Source organism: Nocardioides soli (genome assembly GCF_014191495.1).
Lineage (GTDB): Bacteria > Actinomycetota > Actinomycetes > Propionibacteriales > Nocardioidaceae > Nocardioides > Nocardioides soli.
The window spans coordinates 318,471-334,571 of sequence record NZ_JACHWR010000002.1 but is presented as its reverse complement, the minus strand read 5'-3'; the positions used below and the strand labels follow the sequence as shown (position 1 = coordinate 334,571).

The window sequence follows — 16,101 nt, the reverse complement described above, 5'->3', positions numbered from 1 at the left end:
GCCCTACGATCGGTGGCGTGTGCGACACCTTCGTGATGCGGGGGATCGGCGGCTACCTGCTCGCCAAGAACTCCGATCGCGATCCCAACGAGGCGCAGCTGTGGGAGTGGACGCCGGCCGCCGACCACGCGCCCGACGCGCCGGCGCGCACGACGTACGTCGAGCTGCCACAGGTCGCCCGCACGCACGCCACCGTCGTCTCGCGGCCGTGGTGGATGTGGGGCGCCGAGATGGGCGCCAACGAGCACGGTGTCGCGATCGGCAACGAGGCGGTCTTCACCAAGGAGAAGGCCGGCCTGGAGCCCGGGCTGCTCGGCATGGACCTGCTTCGGCTCGCGCTGGAGCGGTCGACCGACGCACGCGAGGCCGTCGAGGTGATCGTCGGGCTGCTCGAGGAGCACGGCCAGAGCGGGCGGTGCAGTGCCGAGCGGCGCCGGTTCACCTATCACAACAGCTTCCTGGTCGCCGACCGCGAGCGGGCGATCGTGCTCGAGACCGCCGGGCGCCAGTGGGCGACCGAGGACGTGAAGGGTCACGTCCGCAGCATCAGCAACGGGCTGACCATCCCCGGCTTCGCCGAGAGGTACGCCGACCGACTGCGCGGCCGGGTCGCGGCGTGCGACGTACGCCGTGGCCTGACCCAGCGTCGGGCGAGCGAGAGCGGCGGGGTCCTCGGCGCGATCGGGATCCTGCGCGACACCGGCACCGGCGGCGGGCCGCGGTGGTCGCCGCTGAACGGGTCGATGGCCGGCCCCAACATGCACGCCGGCGGACTGCTCGCGTCGAGCCAGACCGTGTCGTCGTGGGTCAGCGACCTGACGAACGGCGCGCACTGGGCGACCGGCACCAGCGACCCGGCGTTCTCGCTGTTCGTGCCGCTGCGGGTCGGCGAGCCGGCCGCGGACGCGACGTACCCGACCAAGGACGTCGACAACCACCGCGACGAGCACTCCCTGTGGTGGCAGCAGGCCGCACTGCACCGCCGCGCCCTGCGCGACTGGGTGCGGGCCGAGCGCGTCATCGCCGCCGACCGTGACCGGCTGCAGCGGCGCTGGCTCGGCGACCCGCCCAGCACGGACGAGGCGCTGGAGCAGGCGGCCGAGGCCCGGCGGCGGTGGCGCACGGGGATCGACCCGGTCACCGTCCGCGACAGCCGGCCGCTGTGGGTGCAGCGACGGTGGGCCGGCTTCGAGCACGCGGCGAGGGCACACTCGTGACCCGCACCGACGTCGTGGTCGTCGGCGCCGGGCTCGCCGGCCTGTCGGCGGCGCGCGCGGTGCAGGCGGCGGGCCGCTCGGTCGTCGTGGTCGAGGCGCGCGACCGGGTGGGTGGTCGCACCGAGGCCGGCCTGCTCTCCGACGGCCAGTGGATCGAGCTCGGCGGCCAGTGGCTGGGTCCGACCCAGGACCGGATGTACGCGCTGGTGGCCGAGCTCGGCCTGGAGACGATCCCGACGTACAACGACGGCGACATCGTCTTCGGGCTCTGCGGGCGCATCGGACGACTGGTCGGCCGGAAGGGGGCGGTGCCGCGGCTGAGCCCGTTCGCGGTCGCCGACCTCGCGCAGGGCACGCTGCGGTTCGCGCGGCTCGCGAAGCGGGTCGACCTCGAGCGGCCGTGGGCCACGCCGCACGCGGCCGAGCTCGACGGGCAGACCTTCCGCACCTGGGTGCGCCGCAACCTGCGCACGCCGCAGGGCCGGGCCTACTTCGAGCTCTTCTGCGAGGCCGTGTTCTCCGCCGGGCTCGCGGACGTGTCGCTGCTGCACGCGCTCTTCTACACCCACTCCGGCACCGACATGGACACGCTGATGGCCGTCGACCGCGGCGCCCAGCAGGACCGGGTCGCCGGCGGCTCGTGGCTGGTCAGCGAGCGGCTGGCCGCCGGCCTCGACGTACGCCTCTCCTCGCCGGTGCGGTCCGTCGCACACGGCGAGGGTGGCGTGCGGGTGACGACCCGCGACGGCACGGCGTACGACGCGGAGCGGGCGATCGTCACGCTGCCGCCGACGCTGGCCGGGCGGCTGGAGTACGACCCCGTGCTGCCGTCGTGGCGCGACCAGCTGACCCAGAAGCTGCCGGCGGGCAGCGTGTTCAAGGTGTACGCCGTCTATCCAACGCCGTTCTGGCGCTCCGCGGGGCTCAACGGGCAGGCGGGATCTGATCGCGGGCCGGTCAAGGTCACCTTCGACAACACGCCGCCGGGCTATGAGCGCGGCATCCTGATGGGCTTCATCGAGGCCGACGACGGCCGCCGCTGGGCCCGGCGCACTCCCGAGGAGCGGCGGGCCGCCGTGGTCGACTGCTTCGTCCGCTACTTCGGCCCGCGGGCCGCCGAGCCGCTGGAGTACGTCGAGCGCGACTGGATGGCCGAGGAGTTCAGCCGCGGCTGCTACGGCGCACACGCCGCGCCCGGCGTCTGGACGTCGTACGGCGCGGCGCTGCGTGCCCCGATCGACCGGCTGCACTGGGCGGGCGCCGAGTGCAGTCCGGTGTGGAACGGCTACATGGAGGGCGCGGTCCGCTCCGGCGAGTCGACCGCCGCCGAGGTGCTGCGCCTCCTGTAGCCGGTTGCGCGGGATCCCCGGTGCACCGGGGATCCCGTCACTTCTCGGGGGTTGCAACGCCTGAGAAGTGACGGGAGTCCCTGAGAAGTCGCGTCAGTGGGCGACCAGCGTGGCCTCGAGCAGCCGCTCGTCGGGCGGGGTGAGGGCGTCGTCTCCGGCCTCGATCACGACCTCGCGCAAGGCTCCGGTGAAGGGGAAGCCGCGGCCGGGGTCGTAGTCGGAGGTGACCGGGGTGCCGCGGTCGAGGCCGACGTCGAGGGTCTGGTCCATCGAGTAGAAGAACGGCAGCGTCCGCTCGATGCGGCCCTCGCCCACCTTCTCGCCGTCGACCAGCAGGCGTACGTCGCCGCCGCGGCCGAGCCCGCCGCCGTCGTAGCCGAACCGCACCTCGACGACGTGGTCGCCGGCGAGCAGCGGCGTGGTGGCGCGCACGTGGGTGACCGTGACGGCGCCGAAGCTGTAGGCGTAGGTGAGCAGCCCGTCCTTGACGTAGAGCGACCAGCCACCGAAGCCGCCGCCCTGCGCGACGATCACGCCCTCGGTGCCGGTGCCCGCGGCGAAGGCCGCGCGGATGACGAACGACGTGTTCTTCAGGCTCGGTACGGCGTCCTCGCGCAGCCGGCCGGCGCCGGGGAGCAGCCGCAGCGACCGCGGCGGCGCGGGCCGGCCGGCCGCGCGCGCGTCGAAGCGACCGGACAGCTGGTCGTCCATGGGCAGCACGTGGTTGCGCCGCGCCTCGGCGAGGAACAGCTCCTGCAGCGCGGCGAGCCGCTCCGGGTGCTCGGCCGCGACGTCGCGCGCCTGGGTCCAGTCGGTGCGGGTGTCGTAGAGCTCCCAGCGGTCCTCGGCGAGGCTGGGCGTCTCGGTCCGTGCCGTCTCCCAGGGCGTCTTGTGCTGGGCGACCGCGGTCCAGCCCTCGTGGTAGATGCCGCGGTTGCCGAACATCTCGAAGTACTGCGTGCCGTGCCGCTCCGGCGCCCCCGCGTCGTCGAAGGAGTAGCGGAACGACACGCCGTCCAGCGGCTGCTGCGCGATGCCGTCGACCGTCTCGGGCACGGGTAGGCCGGCCGCCTCGAGCAGCGTCGGCAGCACGTCGACCACGTGGTGCCACTGGTGCCGGACCTCACCCGGCGTCGAGATCCCGGAGGGCCAGTGCACGACCAGGCCGTTGCGGGTGCCGCCGTAGTGGGACGCGACCTGCTTGGTCCACTGGTACGGCGTGTCCATCGCCACCGCCCAGCCGGTCGGGTAGTGCGCGTAGCTCTCCGGCGTGCCGAGCCGGTCGAGCTGGCTCGCGATCCGGGCGGTGTCGTCCTCGATGCCGTTGAGCCGCAGCGTCTCGTTGAGCGTGCCCTCGATGCCACCCTCGGCGGAGGCGCCGTTGTCGCCCAGGATGTAGAGCACGAGCGTGTTCTCGAGCTCGCCGGACTCGCGCAGCGACTCGACGAGCCGGCCGACCTGGGCGTCGGCGTGCTCGGCGAACGCGGCGTACAGCTCCATCAGACGCTCCGCCACCAGCCGCTCGGGGTCGGAGAGCTCGTCCCAGTGCGGCACGCCGGGCGTCCACGGCGCGAGCTCGGCGTCCGCCGGCACCACGCCGAGCGCCTTCTGGCGCTCCAGCGTGAGCTCGCGCTGCCGGTCCCAGCCGTGGGCGAACTCGCCGCGGTAGCGATCCGCCCAGCCCTCGGGTACCTGGAACGGAGCGTGCGTGGCACCGAACGGCAGGTAGCAGAACCACGGCTTGTCCGGGGCGTGGGTGCGTACGTCGCGCACCCAGTCGACGGCCCGGTCGACCAGGTCCTCCGAGAGGTGGTAGCCCTCCGCCGCGGTGCGCGGCGGGTCGACGAACGTCGTGCCCTCGACCAGCGTCGGCTCGAACTGCGACGCCTCGCCGCCGAGGAACCCGTAGAACCGGTCGAAGCCCTCCCGGGTGGGCCACCGGTCGAACGGGCCAGCGGCGGTCTGCTCCCACGACGGCGTCTGGTGCCACTTGCCGAAGGCGCCGGTCGCGTAGCCGTTGTAGGACAGGGTCTGCGCGAGCGTGCCGGCGCTGAGCGGCCGGGTCGCGTCGTACCCCGGCAGCCCGGTCGAGATCTCCACGACCGTGCCCATGCCGACCGCGTGGTGGTTGCGGCCGGTCATCAGCGCCGCGCGGGTCGGCGAGCACAGCGCCGTGGTGTGGAAGCGGCTGTAGCGCAGGCCCCCGTCGGCGAGCCGCTCGGCCACCGGCATCCGGCACGGTCCGCCGAAAGCCGACGAGGCCCCGAACCCCATGTCGTCGAGCAGGATCAGCAGCACGTTCGGGGCGCCGTCGGGCGCGGCGGCCAGCGGCCGGGTGGGCAGGGGGTCGAGCTGGTCGCGGACGTCGACCGCGGCGTCGTACGCCGGTCGGGTGCCGTCGAAGGGCAGGTGGGTGCGGTCCATGGTCTCTCCTCGTGGTGGGGTGGTGGTTTCGAGGCTCGCTTCGCTCGCACCTCAACCACCGATGGCGATGGTTGAGGCGTGAGGGCTGCCCGGCCCGAAACCCCGCGATGGTCGGTGTGCTGGTCAGGACGCGATGTGCTCGCGCAGGGCGGGGCCCGTCGCGTCGCGCACGGTCGGGTCGGGGACGGGTACGGCGTCGAGCAGCCGCCGGGTGTACTCGTGTGCGGGATCGCCGAACACCCGGGCGGCCGGGCCGGACTCGACGACCCTGCCGGCGCGCAGCACCGCCACCCGGTCGGCGACGGCGTTGACGACCGCGAGGTCGTGGCTGATGACGATGCACGCGAACCCCAGGCGCCGCTGAAGGTCCGCGAACAGCTCGAGCACCTCCGCCTGCACCGACACGTCGAGGGCGCTGGTCGGCTCGTCGGCGATGAGCAGCCGCGGCTCGAGCGTGAGCGCGCGGGCCAGCGCGACGCGCTGGCGCTGGCCGCCCGAGAGCTCGCGCGGCCGCCGCCGGGCGAACGACGCGGGCAGGCGTACCGCGTCGAGCAGCTCGACCACCCGCTGATCGCGGGCGCGACGGGTGCCGACGCCGTGCACGTCGAGCGGCTCCCGGATCGCCTCGCCGACCGTGAAGCGCGGGTCGAGCGAGGCCTCCGGATCCTGGTGCACGAAGGCCAGCCGCCGGCACAGCGCGGCACGTCGCCGACCGCGGGCCTGGGTGATGTCGGTGCCCGCGACCCGGACCCGGCCGCCCGCGAGCGGCACCAGCCCGGCGGCGAGCCGGCCCAGCGTGGTCTTGCCGGAGCCGGACTCCCCCACCAGGCCGAGGACCTGACCGGTCTCGAGGCGCAGCGTGACGCCGTCGACGGCAGGCAGCACCCGGCCACGCGTCCGGGAGCCGAAGTGGACGTGCACGTCGTCGTACTCCAGGGCCGGAGTCGCCATCTCGTGGGCGACGCCTTCGGGCTCGGGCTCGGCGAGCAGCTCGAGCACCCGGTCGTCGACCTCGGGCAGCCGCGGCACGGCGGCGAGCAGCTGGCGGGTGTAGGGGTGTCGGGGCCGGGCGAACAGCGCGCGGGTGTCGGCCTCCTCGACCACCTCGCCCTGGCGCAGCACGACCACCCGGTCCGCGAGGTGGGCGACCACGCCCATGTTGTGGGTGATGATCACGATGCTGGTGCCGGTGCGGTCGCGGATCCGCCGCAGCAGCGCCAGGATCTCGGCCTGCACGGTCACGTCGAGCGCAGTGGTGGGCTCGTCGGCGAGCAGCAGCTCGGGTTCGTTCGCCAGCGCCAGCGCGAGCACGACCCGCTGCTTCTGGCCGCCGGAGAGCTGGTGCGGGTAGAAGTCGAGCCGCTCCTCGGGGTCGGGGATCTCGACCTCGCGGAGCAGCTCGACCGCCCGCTCCCGCGCCGCCCTGCCCCGAGCGCCCCCATGCGCGCGCAGGGCCTCGGCGAGCTGCCAGCCGACGGTCCGCACCGGGTTGAGGGCGGTCTGCGGCTCCTGGAAGACCATCGCGACCCGGCGGCCGCGGTAACGGAGGATCTCCTCCTCGGGAAGACCGAGCACCTCCTCGCCGCGCAGCCGCACCGAGCCGGTCGCGACGGCGCCGTCGGGCAGCAGGCCGATCACCGCGCGGGCGGTCATCGACTTGCCGGAGCCGGACTCGCCGACGAGGGCGACGACCTCCCCCTCGTCGACGGTCACGCTCACCGACCGGACCGCCGGCCGCGGATGGGCGAAGGAGATGGCGAGGTCGCGGACCTCGAGCACGGGATGGGACACGGGTACCTCCACGTCAGGATCGGCGGGCCTCGGCCAGCGCCTGGGACACGAGCAACAGGCCGAGGACCAGCGCCACGACGAGCGCGAGCGGTCCGACGGCGAAGAACGGCGCGTCGTACATATTGCGGACGCCGTCGCGGATCAGGGAGCCGAGCGAGGGGTGCGGCGGGCGGACGCCGAGTCCGAGGAAGCTCATCGCGCCCTCGATGAACACGGCGACCGACATCGAGACCGCGAGCTGGACCAGCAGCGGCTCCCAGGAGTTCGGCAGCACGTGCCGGCGCAGCTGCCACCACGATCCGGCGCCGACGACATGGGCGGCCTCGACGTACGGCATCTCGCGCACGGTGCGCACCGAGGTGCGCGTGAGCCGCCCGAACACCGGCAGCTCGACGGCGATGATGACGAAGAAGACGGTGCGCAGCCCGGGCCCGACGAACGCCGTGAGCGCGATCGCCAGGATCAGCGTCGGGAACGCCAGCACCAGGTCGAAGACCCGCTGGGCGATCACGTCGGTGAACGTCCACCAGCTCGACACCAGCCCGACCAGGATCCCGATCACCGCACCGATCGGGACCGCCAGGAACACCACGACCAGGTCGGTCCGGATGCCGTAGAGGGTGCGGGAGTAGACGTCGCGGTTGACCTCGTCGGTGCCGAGCCAGTGCGCTCCCGACGGCCCGACCAGGTTGGCGCCGGGGATCTGCTCGGTCGGGCCGTACGGCGCGAGCAGCGGCGCCAGCAGGCCGAGCGCCACCACGACCCCGATCAGCAGTACGCCGGCCAGGCCCTTGCCCCGGCGCAGCGCCGACCGGGCGCCCGGCCGCCGCCGCTGGTCGGGCTCGTCGTCGGGCCGGGGCGCGGCGCCCTCCGGCGCCGCCACGTCGATCAGGGACTCGCTCACGAGGCACCTCCGATCCGCACGCGCGGGTCGAGCCACGCGTGCACGATGTCGGTCAGCAGCTGGACGGCGACGAAGACGGCGACCGACAGCAGGAGCAGCACCTGCACCAGCGGGTAGTCGCGCCCCGAGATCGCCTCCTCGATCAGTCCGCCGAGACCCGGCCAGGTGAAGATCGCCTCGACCAGCACCGCGCCGCCGAGCAGCGTGCCGAACTGGATGCCGAGCACGGTCACGGTCGAGGGCAGCGCGTTGCGCAGCGCCTGGGTCAGCACGATCCGGCGGCGGGAGATCCCGAGCGCCCGGGCGGTGGTGACGTAGGGCTGGCGCAGCTCGGTGCGCAGCGCCTCGGTGAGGAACCGGGTGAGGGCGGCACCGGCACCGAGCGCCAGACAGACGGCCGGCAGCAGCAGGTACTGCGCGGCGATGTCGGGCCGGGCGATGAAGCCGTCCGGCGGCGTACCGCCGGCCGGGAGCACCGGGAGCACGACGGCGAACAGCAGGATCAGCACGAGGCCGGTGACGAAGGTCGGCAGCGCGATCGCCAGGGTGTTCCCGAAGGACAGCGCCGCGTTCACCCAACGGTTGTCGAGCACGACCGCGAGCACGCTGGAGACCAGCGCGACCACGACCGCGAGCAGCAGCGCGGTCACGGTCAGCACGATCGTGTTGACCGCGCCGTCGGCGACCAGGTCCTTGACCTGGCCGCCGATCCGGTACGACGTGCCGAGGTCGAGGCGGGCCAGCTGGCCGAGCCACGTGAGGTACTGCCCGAGCAGCGGCTGGTCGAGCCCGAGGTCGGCCCGGATCGCGGCCCGGGCCTCGGGGCTCGCGTCCGGCCCGGCCAGGGTGCTGACCGGGTCGCCCGGGACCAGGCGCACCAGGGCGAAGATCCCGAACGACGCGACGGCCAGCACGACCAGCGCCGACGGCAGCCGGCGGAGCAGGTAGCGGGTCATCTCGGCCCCCGCTCAGTCGGCGAGGTAGGCGCGACCGAGGTCGAGCTCGTTGCGCTTGGAGAGCCCGATGTCGTGCACCTTCGCGGTCGTGGCGACCCGCGGCGGCGTGACCGCGATCTCGATCAGGAACAGGTTGTCGAGCAGGTCCTGGTTGAGCTGCCGGTAGATCCGGACCGCCCCCCGGTCGGTGCCGCTGTCGCGCTGCCACGCGCCGTCGGCGTGCTTCTGGTAGGCCGGCGAGGAGAAGTGCGAGGCGTTCTTGTCGGCGTTGAACGGATAGGCGCTGACCGTCAGCGTCGACGGCGTGTACTGCGCGTAGCTGTGCTCCAGGATCCAGAGCCCGCCGAAGGTGCCGCCGATCAGCTGCTTGATGAACTGGCTGTACTCCTGCGGCTCGAGCTTGGTCTCGATGCCCACCGCCTCCAGGTTGGCCTGGACGACCTGGGCGACCGCCTCGAAGTTGCCGTTGCCGGCCGGGTAGGCCAGCGGGAGCGTCGGCTGGTCGCCGAGCTGGGAGACCAGCTCCTCGGCCTTCGCCGCGTCGTAGGCGTAGGTCTGGTTGGCCCGGGCGTCGTACGCCGGTGACGACTCCGGCCACGGCAGGTTGGCCGGAGTGCCCGCGCCGCGGAAGACCTCGTCGACGATGCGCTGCCGGTCGAGCGCGTAGGCGATCGCCTGGCGCAGCTTCACCTCGCGCAGGTCGGGGTTGGCGAGGTCGGCGCCGAGATAGATGGCGTTCTCGGCACCCTTGAACTCGGTGACCGAGTAGGCGTCGTCCTTCTCGAACGACTCGCGGTCGCGGTCGGTCAGGCCGAGCGCGACGTCGAGCTGTCCCGAGCGCAGCTGGGACGCCTGCGCCTGGGGGTCGGTGACCACGTCGATCTCGACGCCGTCGAGCAGGGGTTGCTCGCCCCAGTAGTCCTCGTTGCGCGTCAGGACCACCTTGGAGCTCGGCGTCCACGACTCGAAGACGAACGGACCGGTGCCGACGTACGCCGTGCCCTCCCGGAGCTGGTCGATGCTCTCGCTGTCGATGATCGGGAGCATGTCGAGCAGATCGAAGACGTTGCTGAGCGGATGGGCGAAGGTCAGCGTGATCGCGTGCGGGTCGCTGGTGTCGAAGCCGGTGATCGCCGCGGCGGTGCGCTGGAGCTGGACCGTCCAGGCCGGGTCGGCCCAGGTCCTGATGCTGAACTCGACATCCTCGGAGGTGAGGTCGCGGCCGCTGTGGAAGGTCACGTCGTCGCGGAGCTGGAGGGTGAGTGACAGCCCGTCGTCGGACTGCTGCCACGAGGTGGCCAGCCGCGGCTGCGGCTCGAGGCTGTCGGTCGGGTAGTCGACCAGGCTCTCGTAGACGGTGCCGACGAGGGTGTTCGCGACGTCGGAGGAGTTGGTGAACACCGACGCCGGGATCAGGTCGGAGCCGGCGCCGACCCGGAGGACGCCGCCCTCGCTCGGGCCGGAAGCGCTGCCGCCGCCGTTGGCTTCGCCCACGGCCGACGAGCACGCCGACACGACGGCGACGACGAGCAGGCCGGCCAGGGTCAGGGCCAGGCCGCGGAGCAGATGGGGACGTCGTTCTCGGCGCACGGGTGCGTCCTTTCGCAGGGTGCTTCTCGGGAGTGGAGGAGGTGGTGGGGCCGGTCAGGCGGTCACGTGCTCGGCCGCCGGCGCGGCGCCCTGACATCGGTCGGGCGCGGGAGTGCGACGGGGCACGGCCGCGAGCGGGTCGTCGTAGACGGGGCCGAGCGCGATCGTCCCGGCGGCGACGGCCTGGATGCCGGCGCCGAACCGGGTGAACGTCGGAACCAGGTCCGGCAGCCGCGTGGTCTCGCCGAAGCCGGCGAGCACCTCGTCGAGCAGCGGCGGGTAGTCGGTGAACGCCTGCCCGACCAGGATCAGCCGGTCCGGGTCGACCATGTCGCGGACGGTCGCCGCCACCCGGCCCAGCAGCCGGGCCCGCCGCTGGAGCAGGGCGTGCGCCGGCTCGGAGCCCGAGGACGCGGCGAGGTAGACCTCCTCGATGCGCGGCCGCTCGACCAGCCCGGCGTCGTACGCCTCCTGGGCCAGCGCCTGGTCGCCGGCGCTCGCGGCCAGGCAGCCGGAGTGGCCGCAGTGGCAGGCCACCCCGGTGCCGGCCGGGAAGTGCGTGAGGCTGGCGACCCGGGACACCTCCGTCTGGACGCCGCGGTCGACGGCCATCACGAAGCCGGCCGAATTGCGGGCGTAGAGGTAGGTGGTGACGCCGCCGAGTCGGTGCCGGCGGTGGATGTACTCCGCCGCCGCGACCGCGGCGATGTGGTCGGCGGCGACGACGTCGAGTCCGAGCTCCTCCTGGAGCGCCGCGGCCGTCACGGTCGGGTCCAGCCCGAGGTCGCGCCACGGCGCGACCAGCCCGGCGCCGAGCGGCACCCGCGTCGGGGCCTCGGCGAGCAGGCCGGCCGCGAGCCGGGCGATCGGAGCGAGGTCGAGCGGCGCGCCGCGCCGGTGCGGCCTCGACCGGCTGACGATCACCCGGCCGGCGAGGTCGCACAGCGCCACCGTGGTCTCGAGGACGCCCTGGTGCACGCCGACCACGACGTACGTCGTGGGGTCGATCTCGACCGGGGTGCCGGGCCGCCCGACGGCGCCGGCGGGCGTCAGGTCGCGGCGCTCGCGGACCAACCCCGCGGTGCCGAGGGAGGTGACGGCGCGTGCGATCGTGGCCCCACTCAGTCCGGTGGCCCGGACGAGCTGGTCACGGGCCAGGGGGCCGGAGCCGCGCAGCTCCTCCAGCACGCGCGTCGCCGCCGAGGCGAGCCTGCCCCGCGAGACGACGACCATCGGCGAGCGCTGCACTCCGTACCCCTCATCCATGCCGAGTAAAGTCTAGTGATTTGATTGACTATAGAGATTGATAGCGGACGACGAGGCCGATCTCCAAGCGCGCCGCGGGGTTTCGGTCGCGGTGAGAGAAACCCTTGGCCGGGCGGCGCGGGCTCCGGACAGTGGCAGACAGACCGATCCCGGAGAAAGGACCCCCATGACCATCAGCCTCGACCGCGTGTCCACCACGAGCCCCGCCGTCACCGTCACCAAGCTGGGCGGGCGCATCGGCGCCCGCATCGACGGCGTACGACTCGGCCCGGACCTCGGCGAGGAGACCGTGGCCGCGATCCGGGCCGCGCTCCTCGAGCACAAGGTGATCTTCTTCCGCAACCAGCGCCACCTCGGCGACGAGGGTCAGCTCGCCTTCGCCCAGCAGCTCGGCCAGCTGACGACCGCCCACCCGACGGTGAACACCGGCAGCGCCCGGGTGCTCTCCCTCGCCGCCAGCAAGGGCATGGCGGCCAACAGCTGGCACACCGACGTCACGTTCGTGGACCGGATCCCGGCCATCAGCGTGCTGCGCGGAGTCGCGATCCCGGCGTACGGTGGCACAACTAATTGGGCCAACACGGTCACGGCATACGCGGCGCTGCCGGCGCCGCTGAAGGCGCTGGTCGACAACCTGTGGGCGGTGCACACCAACGACTACGACTACGCGGCGACCTCGGAGAAGGCCGAGCTGGCGGGCGACCGGGAGAGCGTCTTCACGCGCCAGCAGTTCACCCGGATCCCCTTCCGGACCGAGCACCCGGTGGTCCGCGTGCACCCCGAGACCGGCGAGCGCGCCCTGGTGCTCGGCCACTTCGTGAAGAGCTTCGTCGGCCTCAACACCGCCGAGTCGCACGCGCTCTTCCAGCTGCTGCAGAACCGGGTCACCAAGCTCGAGAACACGATCCGCTGGACCTGGGCCGAGGGCGACGTGGCGGTGTGGGACAACCGCGCGACCCAGCACTACGCCGTCGCGGACTTCGACGAGCAGTACCGCGAGGTCCGCCGGATCACCGTGGCCGGCGACGTGCCGGTCAGCATCGGCGGCGAGCGGAGCCGGGTGCTCCAGGGCGACGCCTCGGCGTTCTCCAGCCTGGACGAGCTGATCAGCTGACGCGCTCGGTGGTTTCGAGGCTCAGGCGCCTAGTCCGAGAATGGCGGTGACCAGGCAGGCGGCTGTTCCCGGCGGAGCCGGGAAGGGTTGTTGCGGTGGTTAGGCGGCGGGTTCGAGGGTGACGTGGTAGCCGAGGGCTTCGAGGCCCCGGACGTGGCTGCGCTTCTTGGCGGTGGTTGAGACGCGCTGGTCGTAGTGGTCGGGGCCGAGGTCTTGGTAGCGAGCGTTGGGGTCGGCGAGGAGGTGCCAGATGATGGTCAGGATCGAACGGCCGACCGCGACCATGGCCTTCTTCTTGCCGCGGCGGCGCGCGAGCCGTCGGTAGCGGGCGCCGAGGAAGGTCTCGGTGCGGCCGGCACCGACGGCGGCCTCGCCGAGGACCCGGGCCAGGTAGCGGTTGCCGTGTCCGGTGGAGCCGTTGCCCTTGTTCTTCCCCGCCGATGACTTGATCCCGGGTGAGAACTTCGCCCACGACGCGAGGTGTCCCGGGGTGGGGAACCGGGTCATGTCGAGGCCGATCTCGGCGATGATGACCGCGGCCGCCCGCGGGCCGATCCCGGGGATCTCCTCGAGCCGGGCGACCGCGTCAGCGAAAGGGGCGAGATGCTCCTCGATCTCGTCCTCGAGGGCGGCGATGTCGGTGTTGGCCTGATCGATGCGCGCCAGCATCCGTGACAGGAGGAACCGATGGTGCTCACCGAAAGTCCCGACCTTGAGTCCGGCGAAGGCCTCCTCCAGCAGGCTGATCTTGGGACGCATCCGTGAGCGTGCCAGGTCCGCGAGTCGCTTGGGATCGCGTTCCCCGGCGATCATCGCGGCCAGCATCTCGCGCCCGGAGACCCCGAAGATGTCCGAGGCGACCACCGAAAGCTTGATGCAGGCGTCCTCCAGCAGCTTCTCGACCCGGTTCTTCTCCGCGGTGCGGACCCCGACCAGGTCGGCCCGGTAGCGGGTCAGGTCCCGCAGCCGGCGGATCTCGGTGGGGGGCACGAAACTGGGTCGGAGCATCTGCCGCTCGGCGACCTTGCACAACCACACCGCGTCCAGCACGTCGGTCTTCGGCCGTCCGGGCAGGTGCCGGACGTCTTTGGCATTGACCAGCCACGGATCCAGGCCGTGAGCCTCAAACAGGTAGAACGGTGGCCGCCAGTAGTCGCTGGTGGCCTCCATCACGACCCGCTCGATGCGTAGATCGACCAGATGGTTGGCCAGGTCGCTCAACGACCCCACCATGGTCGAGTGCGTGGTCACCTCCTGGACCCGGCGCTTCTTGCCCACCGCCGCGGGCAGCCGGACACAGCACACGACCTCGGCCTTGCCGATGTCCAACGCTGCGACCCGTTCGATGATCTGCTCATCGTCTTCAGAGTCTGCGAACACCCCACTCCTCCTTGGGATCGGTCGTTCTGATGGCAACGACCGCCCGGGGGAACCACCAGGGCAAAGAAGCGAATCTAGTCCTCGCGCTCACACCGACTCACCTCCTGGTGACCCGGATCGGCAGCACTGAAGGGCCCACCACGCGGTTCCCGCGCCCGGCTAGACGACGGCCTCGCAGGACCATAGGAACAACGGCGTCACCGGGCAGCCGCAGCACCATTCTCAGCCCGGAACGGGCGCCCCGACAGGGGCACCTTGGCTAGATGAGTAATTCCAAGGGATCGTGCAAGCGAGCGGCGCTCAGCGCCGCTCCGGCAAGGCGCCGATGCGTCGGCAGACTGGACGTCTTTCAAGCGTCGGCAACGCCGCCGGAGCGGATGATGAGCGTCGCGCAGCGTGCGAGGCCTTGGAATTAGTCATCTAGGGCGCCTTCGCACCTCAACCACCGTGCGGTGGTTGAGGTGTGAGGGCCGCCAGGCCCGAGCCTCGAAACCACCCCACCATGAGCCGAGGCCCCGGGGAACCGCACCCTCCCCGGGGCCTCGTCACGTGCTCAGCAGGACAGCCCGTCGTCGGGCACGACGCCTGCGAGCAGGTAGCCCTCGACCGCCTCGTCGACGCAGTTGTTGCCGGAGTTGTAGCCGGTGTGGCCGTCGCCGTCGCGGCTGACCAGCACCCCGGACTCGAGCTGGTCGGCGAGCGCGACGGCCCATTGGTACGGCGTGGCCGGGTCGCGCGTCGTGCCGACCACGACGATCGGGTCGGCGCCGGCGGCCCGCACCTCGCGGGGCGGCTCGGCGGGCTCGACCCGCATCCCGCCGCACGTGGTGAGCCCCCAGGCGAAGACCGAGCCGAAGGTGGGCGAGGCCTGCTCGAAGTCGGCGAGCTGGTCGGGCACCTCGGCCGCGGGGATCGCCCAGGGGTCGTCGAGACAGTTGATCGCGTAGATCGCCTCGGCGCTGTTGTCGGTGTAGCCGCTCGATCCGCGCGAGACGTAGAGGTCGGAGAACCACAGCAGCTCGGTGCCGTCGCCGTCCAGCGCCGCGCGCAGCGCGTCGTTCAGCGCACCCCAGAAGTCGCGGCTGTAGAGCGGCAGCACGATGCCGTAGAAGGCGTTGCCCACCTCCAGGTCGCGGTCGGAGTCGGTGGGCAGCGGCTCGGCGTCGACGTCGTCGAGGAGCGCACGGATCCGGGCCACGCCGGCGTCGACCGTGTCGCCGAGGAAGCAGTCGCCCTCGTCGACGCAGTCCTGCACGTAGGCGCGCAGCGCGGTCTCGAACCCCTGCGCCTGCTGCCGGCTCAGCTCGCGCGAGCCCAGCGAGAGGTCGACGGCGCCGTCGAGCACCAGGCGGCCGGCGCGGTCGGGGAAGAGGTCGGCGTACGTCGCACCGAGCTTGGTGCCGTAGGAGGCGCCGAAGTAGGCCATCGACGACTCCCCGAGCGCGGCGCGCAGCACGTCCATGTCGCGGGCCGCCTCGACGGTGCTGACGTGCGCGGCCAGCGCGCCGGACCGGTCGGCGCAGCCGCGGCCGATCCGGTCGACCCAGCCGGCGTAGGTCGAGGCCTCGGCGGCCGTGTCGGGGTCGGGGTCCTGGGCGACGTACGCGTCGAGGTCGTCGTCGCCCAGGCAGTCGACCGGGTCGCTGTCACCGGTGCCGCGCGGGTCGAAGCCGACGATGTCGTAGGCGTCGCGGACGGGCTGGCGGAAGACCGCGGCGGCGCTCGCGGCGTAGTCGGTGCCGGGGGCTCCCGGCCCGCCGGGGTTGACGACCAGCGAGCCGAGCCGGCGGCCGGGGTCGGCGGCGGGCACCTTGAGCAGCGCGAGCCCGACGGTCTCGCCGCGCGGATGCCGGTAGTCGAGCGGCACCTCGAGCGTCGCGCACAGGCCGACGCCGCGGCAGGGCTCCCAGGTCAGCCGCTGGCCGTAGAACCGAGCCAGGTCGGGGCTCGGGGGCACGGTCGCGCCGGGGGCCGGCGTGGTGGTGGGGGCGTCCCTCGGATCGCTCGTGGCGGTGTCGCCGTCGAGCAGCACGAGCGCGACGGTGCCGGCGGAGCCGAGCGCGAGCGCCAGCACGAGGAGCAGCACCACCGCCCGCTGGGCGGTCACGGG

The 16,101-nt window shown here is 72.8% G+C and carries 11 protein-coding genes; 3 read left to right on the top strand and 8 right to left on the bottom strand.

Annotation, left to right across the window (positions count from 1 at the left end):
* Positions 1–17: 17 nt before the first annotated feature.
* Positions 18–1,217, top strand: a complete 1,200-nt coding sequence (locus tag FHU40_RS29490) for a peptidase C69 family protein (protein WP_183592578.1) — start codon at positions 18–20, stop codon at positions 1,215–1,217.
* The gene (locus FHU40_RS12065; protein WP_183592577.1) at positions 1,214–2,566 is read left to right on the top strand and encodes an FAD-dependent oxidoreductase; all 1,353 of its coding nucleotides are present in this window, start codon (positions 1,214–1,216) and stop codon (positions 2,564–2,566) included. Before FHU40_RS29490 ends, FHU40_RS12065 begins: the two co-directional genes overlap by 4 nt.
* Positions 2,567–2,659: 93 nt before the next feature.
* On the opposite strand, the gene FHU40_RS12060 is transcribed toward FHU40_RS12065, so the two are convergent.
* From FHU40_RS12060 to FHU40_RS12035, 6 genes are all read right to left on the bottom strand, one after another.
* Positions 2,660–4,990, bottom strand: a complete 2,331-nt coding sequence (locus FHU40_RS12060; protein WP_183592576.1) for an arylsulfatase — start codon at positions 4,988–4,990, stop codon at positions 2,660–2,662.
* 123 nt (positions 4,991–5,113) lie between these two features.
* Positions 5,114–6,781, bottom strand: a complete 1,668-nt coding sequence (locus FHU40_RS29485; RefSeq protein ID WP_183592575.1) for a dipeptide ABC transporter ATP-binding protein — start codon at positions 6,779–6,781, stop codon at positions 5,114–5,116.
* A gap of 13 nt (positions 6,782–6,794) precedes the next feature.
* Positions 6,795–7,685 carry an ABC transporter permease gene (locus FHU40_RS12050; RefSeq protein ID WP_343057833.1) on the bottom strand — a complete coding sequence of 297 codons (891 nt, stop codon included), beginning with the start codon at positions 7,683–7,685 and terminating at the stop codon, positions 6,795–6,797.
* Positions 7,682–8,641, bottom strand: a complete 960-nt coding sequence (locus FHU40_RS12045; protein ID WP_183592574.1) for an ABC transporter permease — start codon at positions 8,639–8,641, stop codon at positions 7,682–7,684. The genes FHU40_RS12050 and FHU40_RS12045 overlap by 4 nt, the downstream gene beginning before the upstream one ends.
* 12 nt (positions 8,642–8,653) lie before the next feature.
* Positions 8,654–10,231: an ABC transporter substrate-binding protein gene (locus FHU40_RS12040; RefSeq protein WP_183592573.1), complete on the bottom strand. Its 1,578-nt coding sequence runs from the start codon at positions 10,229–10,231 to the stop codon at positions 8,654–8,656.
* A 54-nt stretch (positions 10,232–10,285) separates the two neighbouring features.
* Positions 10,286–11,497 (bottom strand): ROK family protein, encoded by a 1,212-nt coding sequence (locus FHU40_RS12035; RefSeq protein WP_183592572.1) that lies wholly within the window; start codon positions 11,495–11,497, stop codon positions 10,286–10,288.
* A gap of 187 nt (positions 11,498–11,684) precedes the next feature.
* Between FHU40_RS12035 and FHU40_RS12030 the strand changes: the two genes are divergently transcribed.
* Positions 11,685–12,611 carry a TauD/TfdA dioxygenase family protein gene (locus tag FHU40_RS12030; RefSeq protein WP_343057832.1) on the top strand — a complete coding sequence of 309 codons (927 nt, stop codon included), beginning with the start codon at positions 11,685–11,687 and terminating at the stop codon, positions 12,609–12,611.
* 99 nt (positions 12,612–12,710) lie between these two features.
* Here the strand turns inward: FHU40_RS12030 and FHU40_RS12025 are convergent, their stop codons facing one another.
* On the bottom strand, positions 12,711–13,991 hold the full coding sequence (locus FHU40_RS12025; RefSeq protein WP_183591276.1) for an IS110 family RNA-guided transposase: 1,281 nt from the start codon (positions 13,989–13,991) through the stop codon (positions 12,711–12,713).
* Between the two features lie 553 nt (positions 13,992–14,544).
* Entirely contained in the window at positions 14,545–16,098 is a 1,554-nt protein-coding gene (locus FHU40_RS12020) for an alpha/beta fold hydrolase (protein WP_183592570.1), read from the bottom strand.
* Positions 16,099–16,101: the final 3 nt, after the last annotated feature.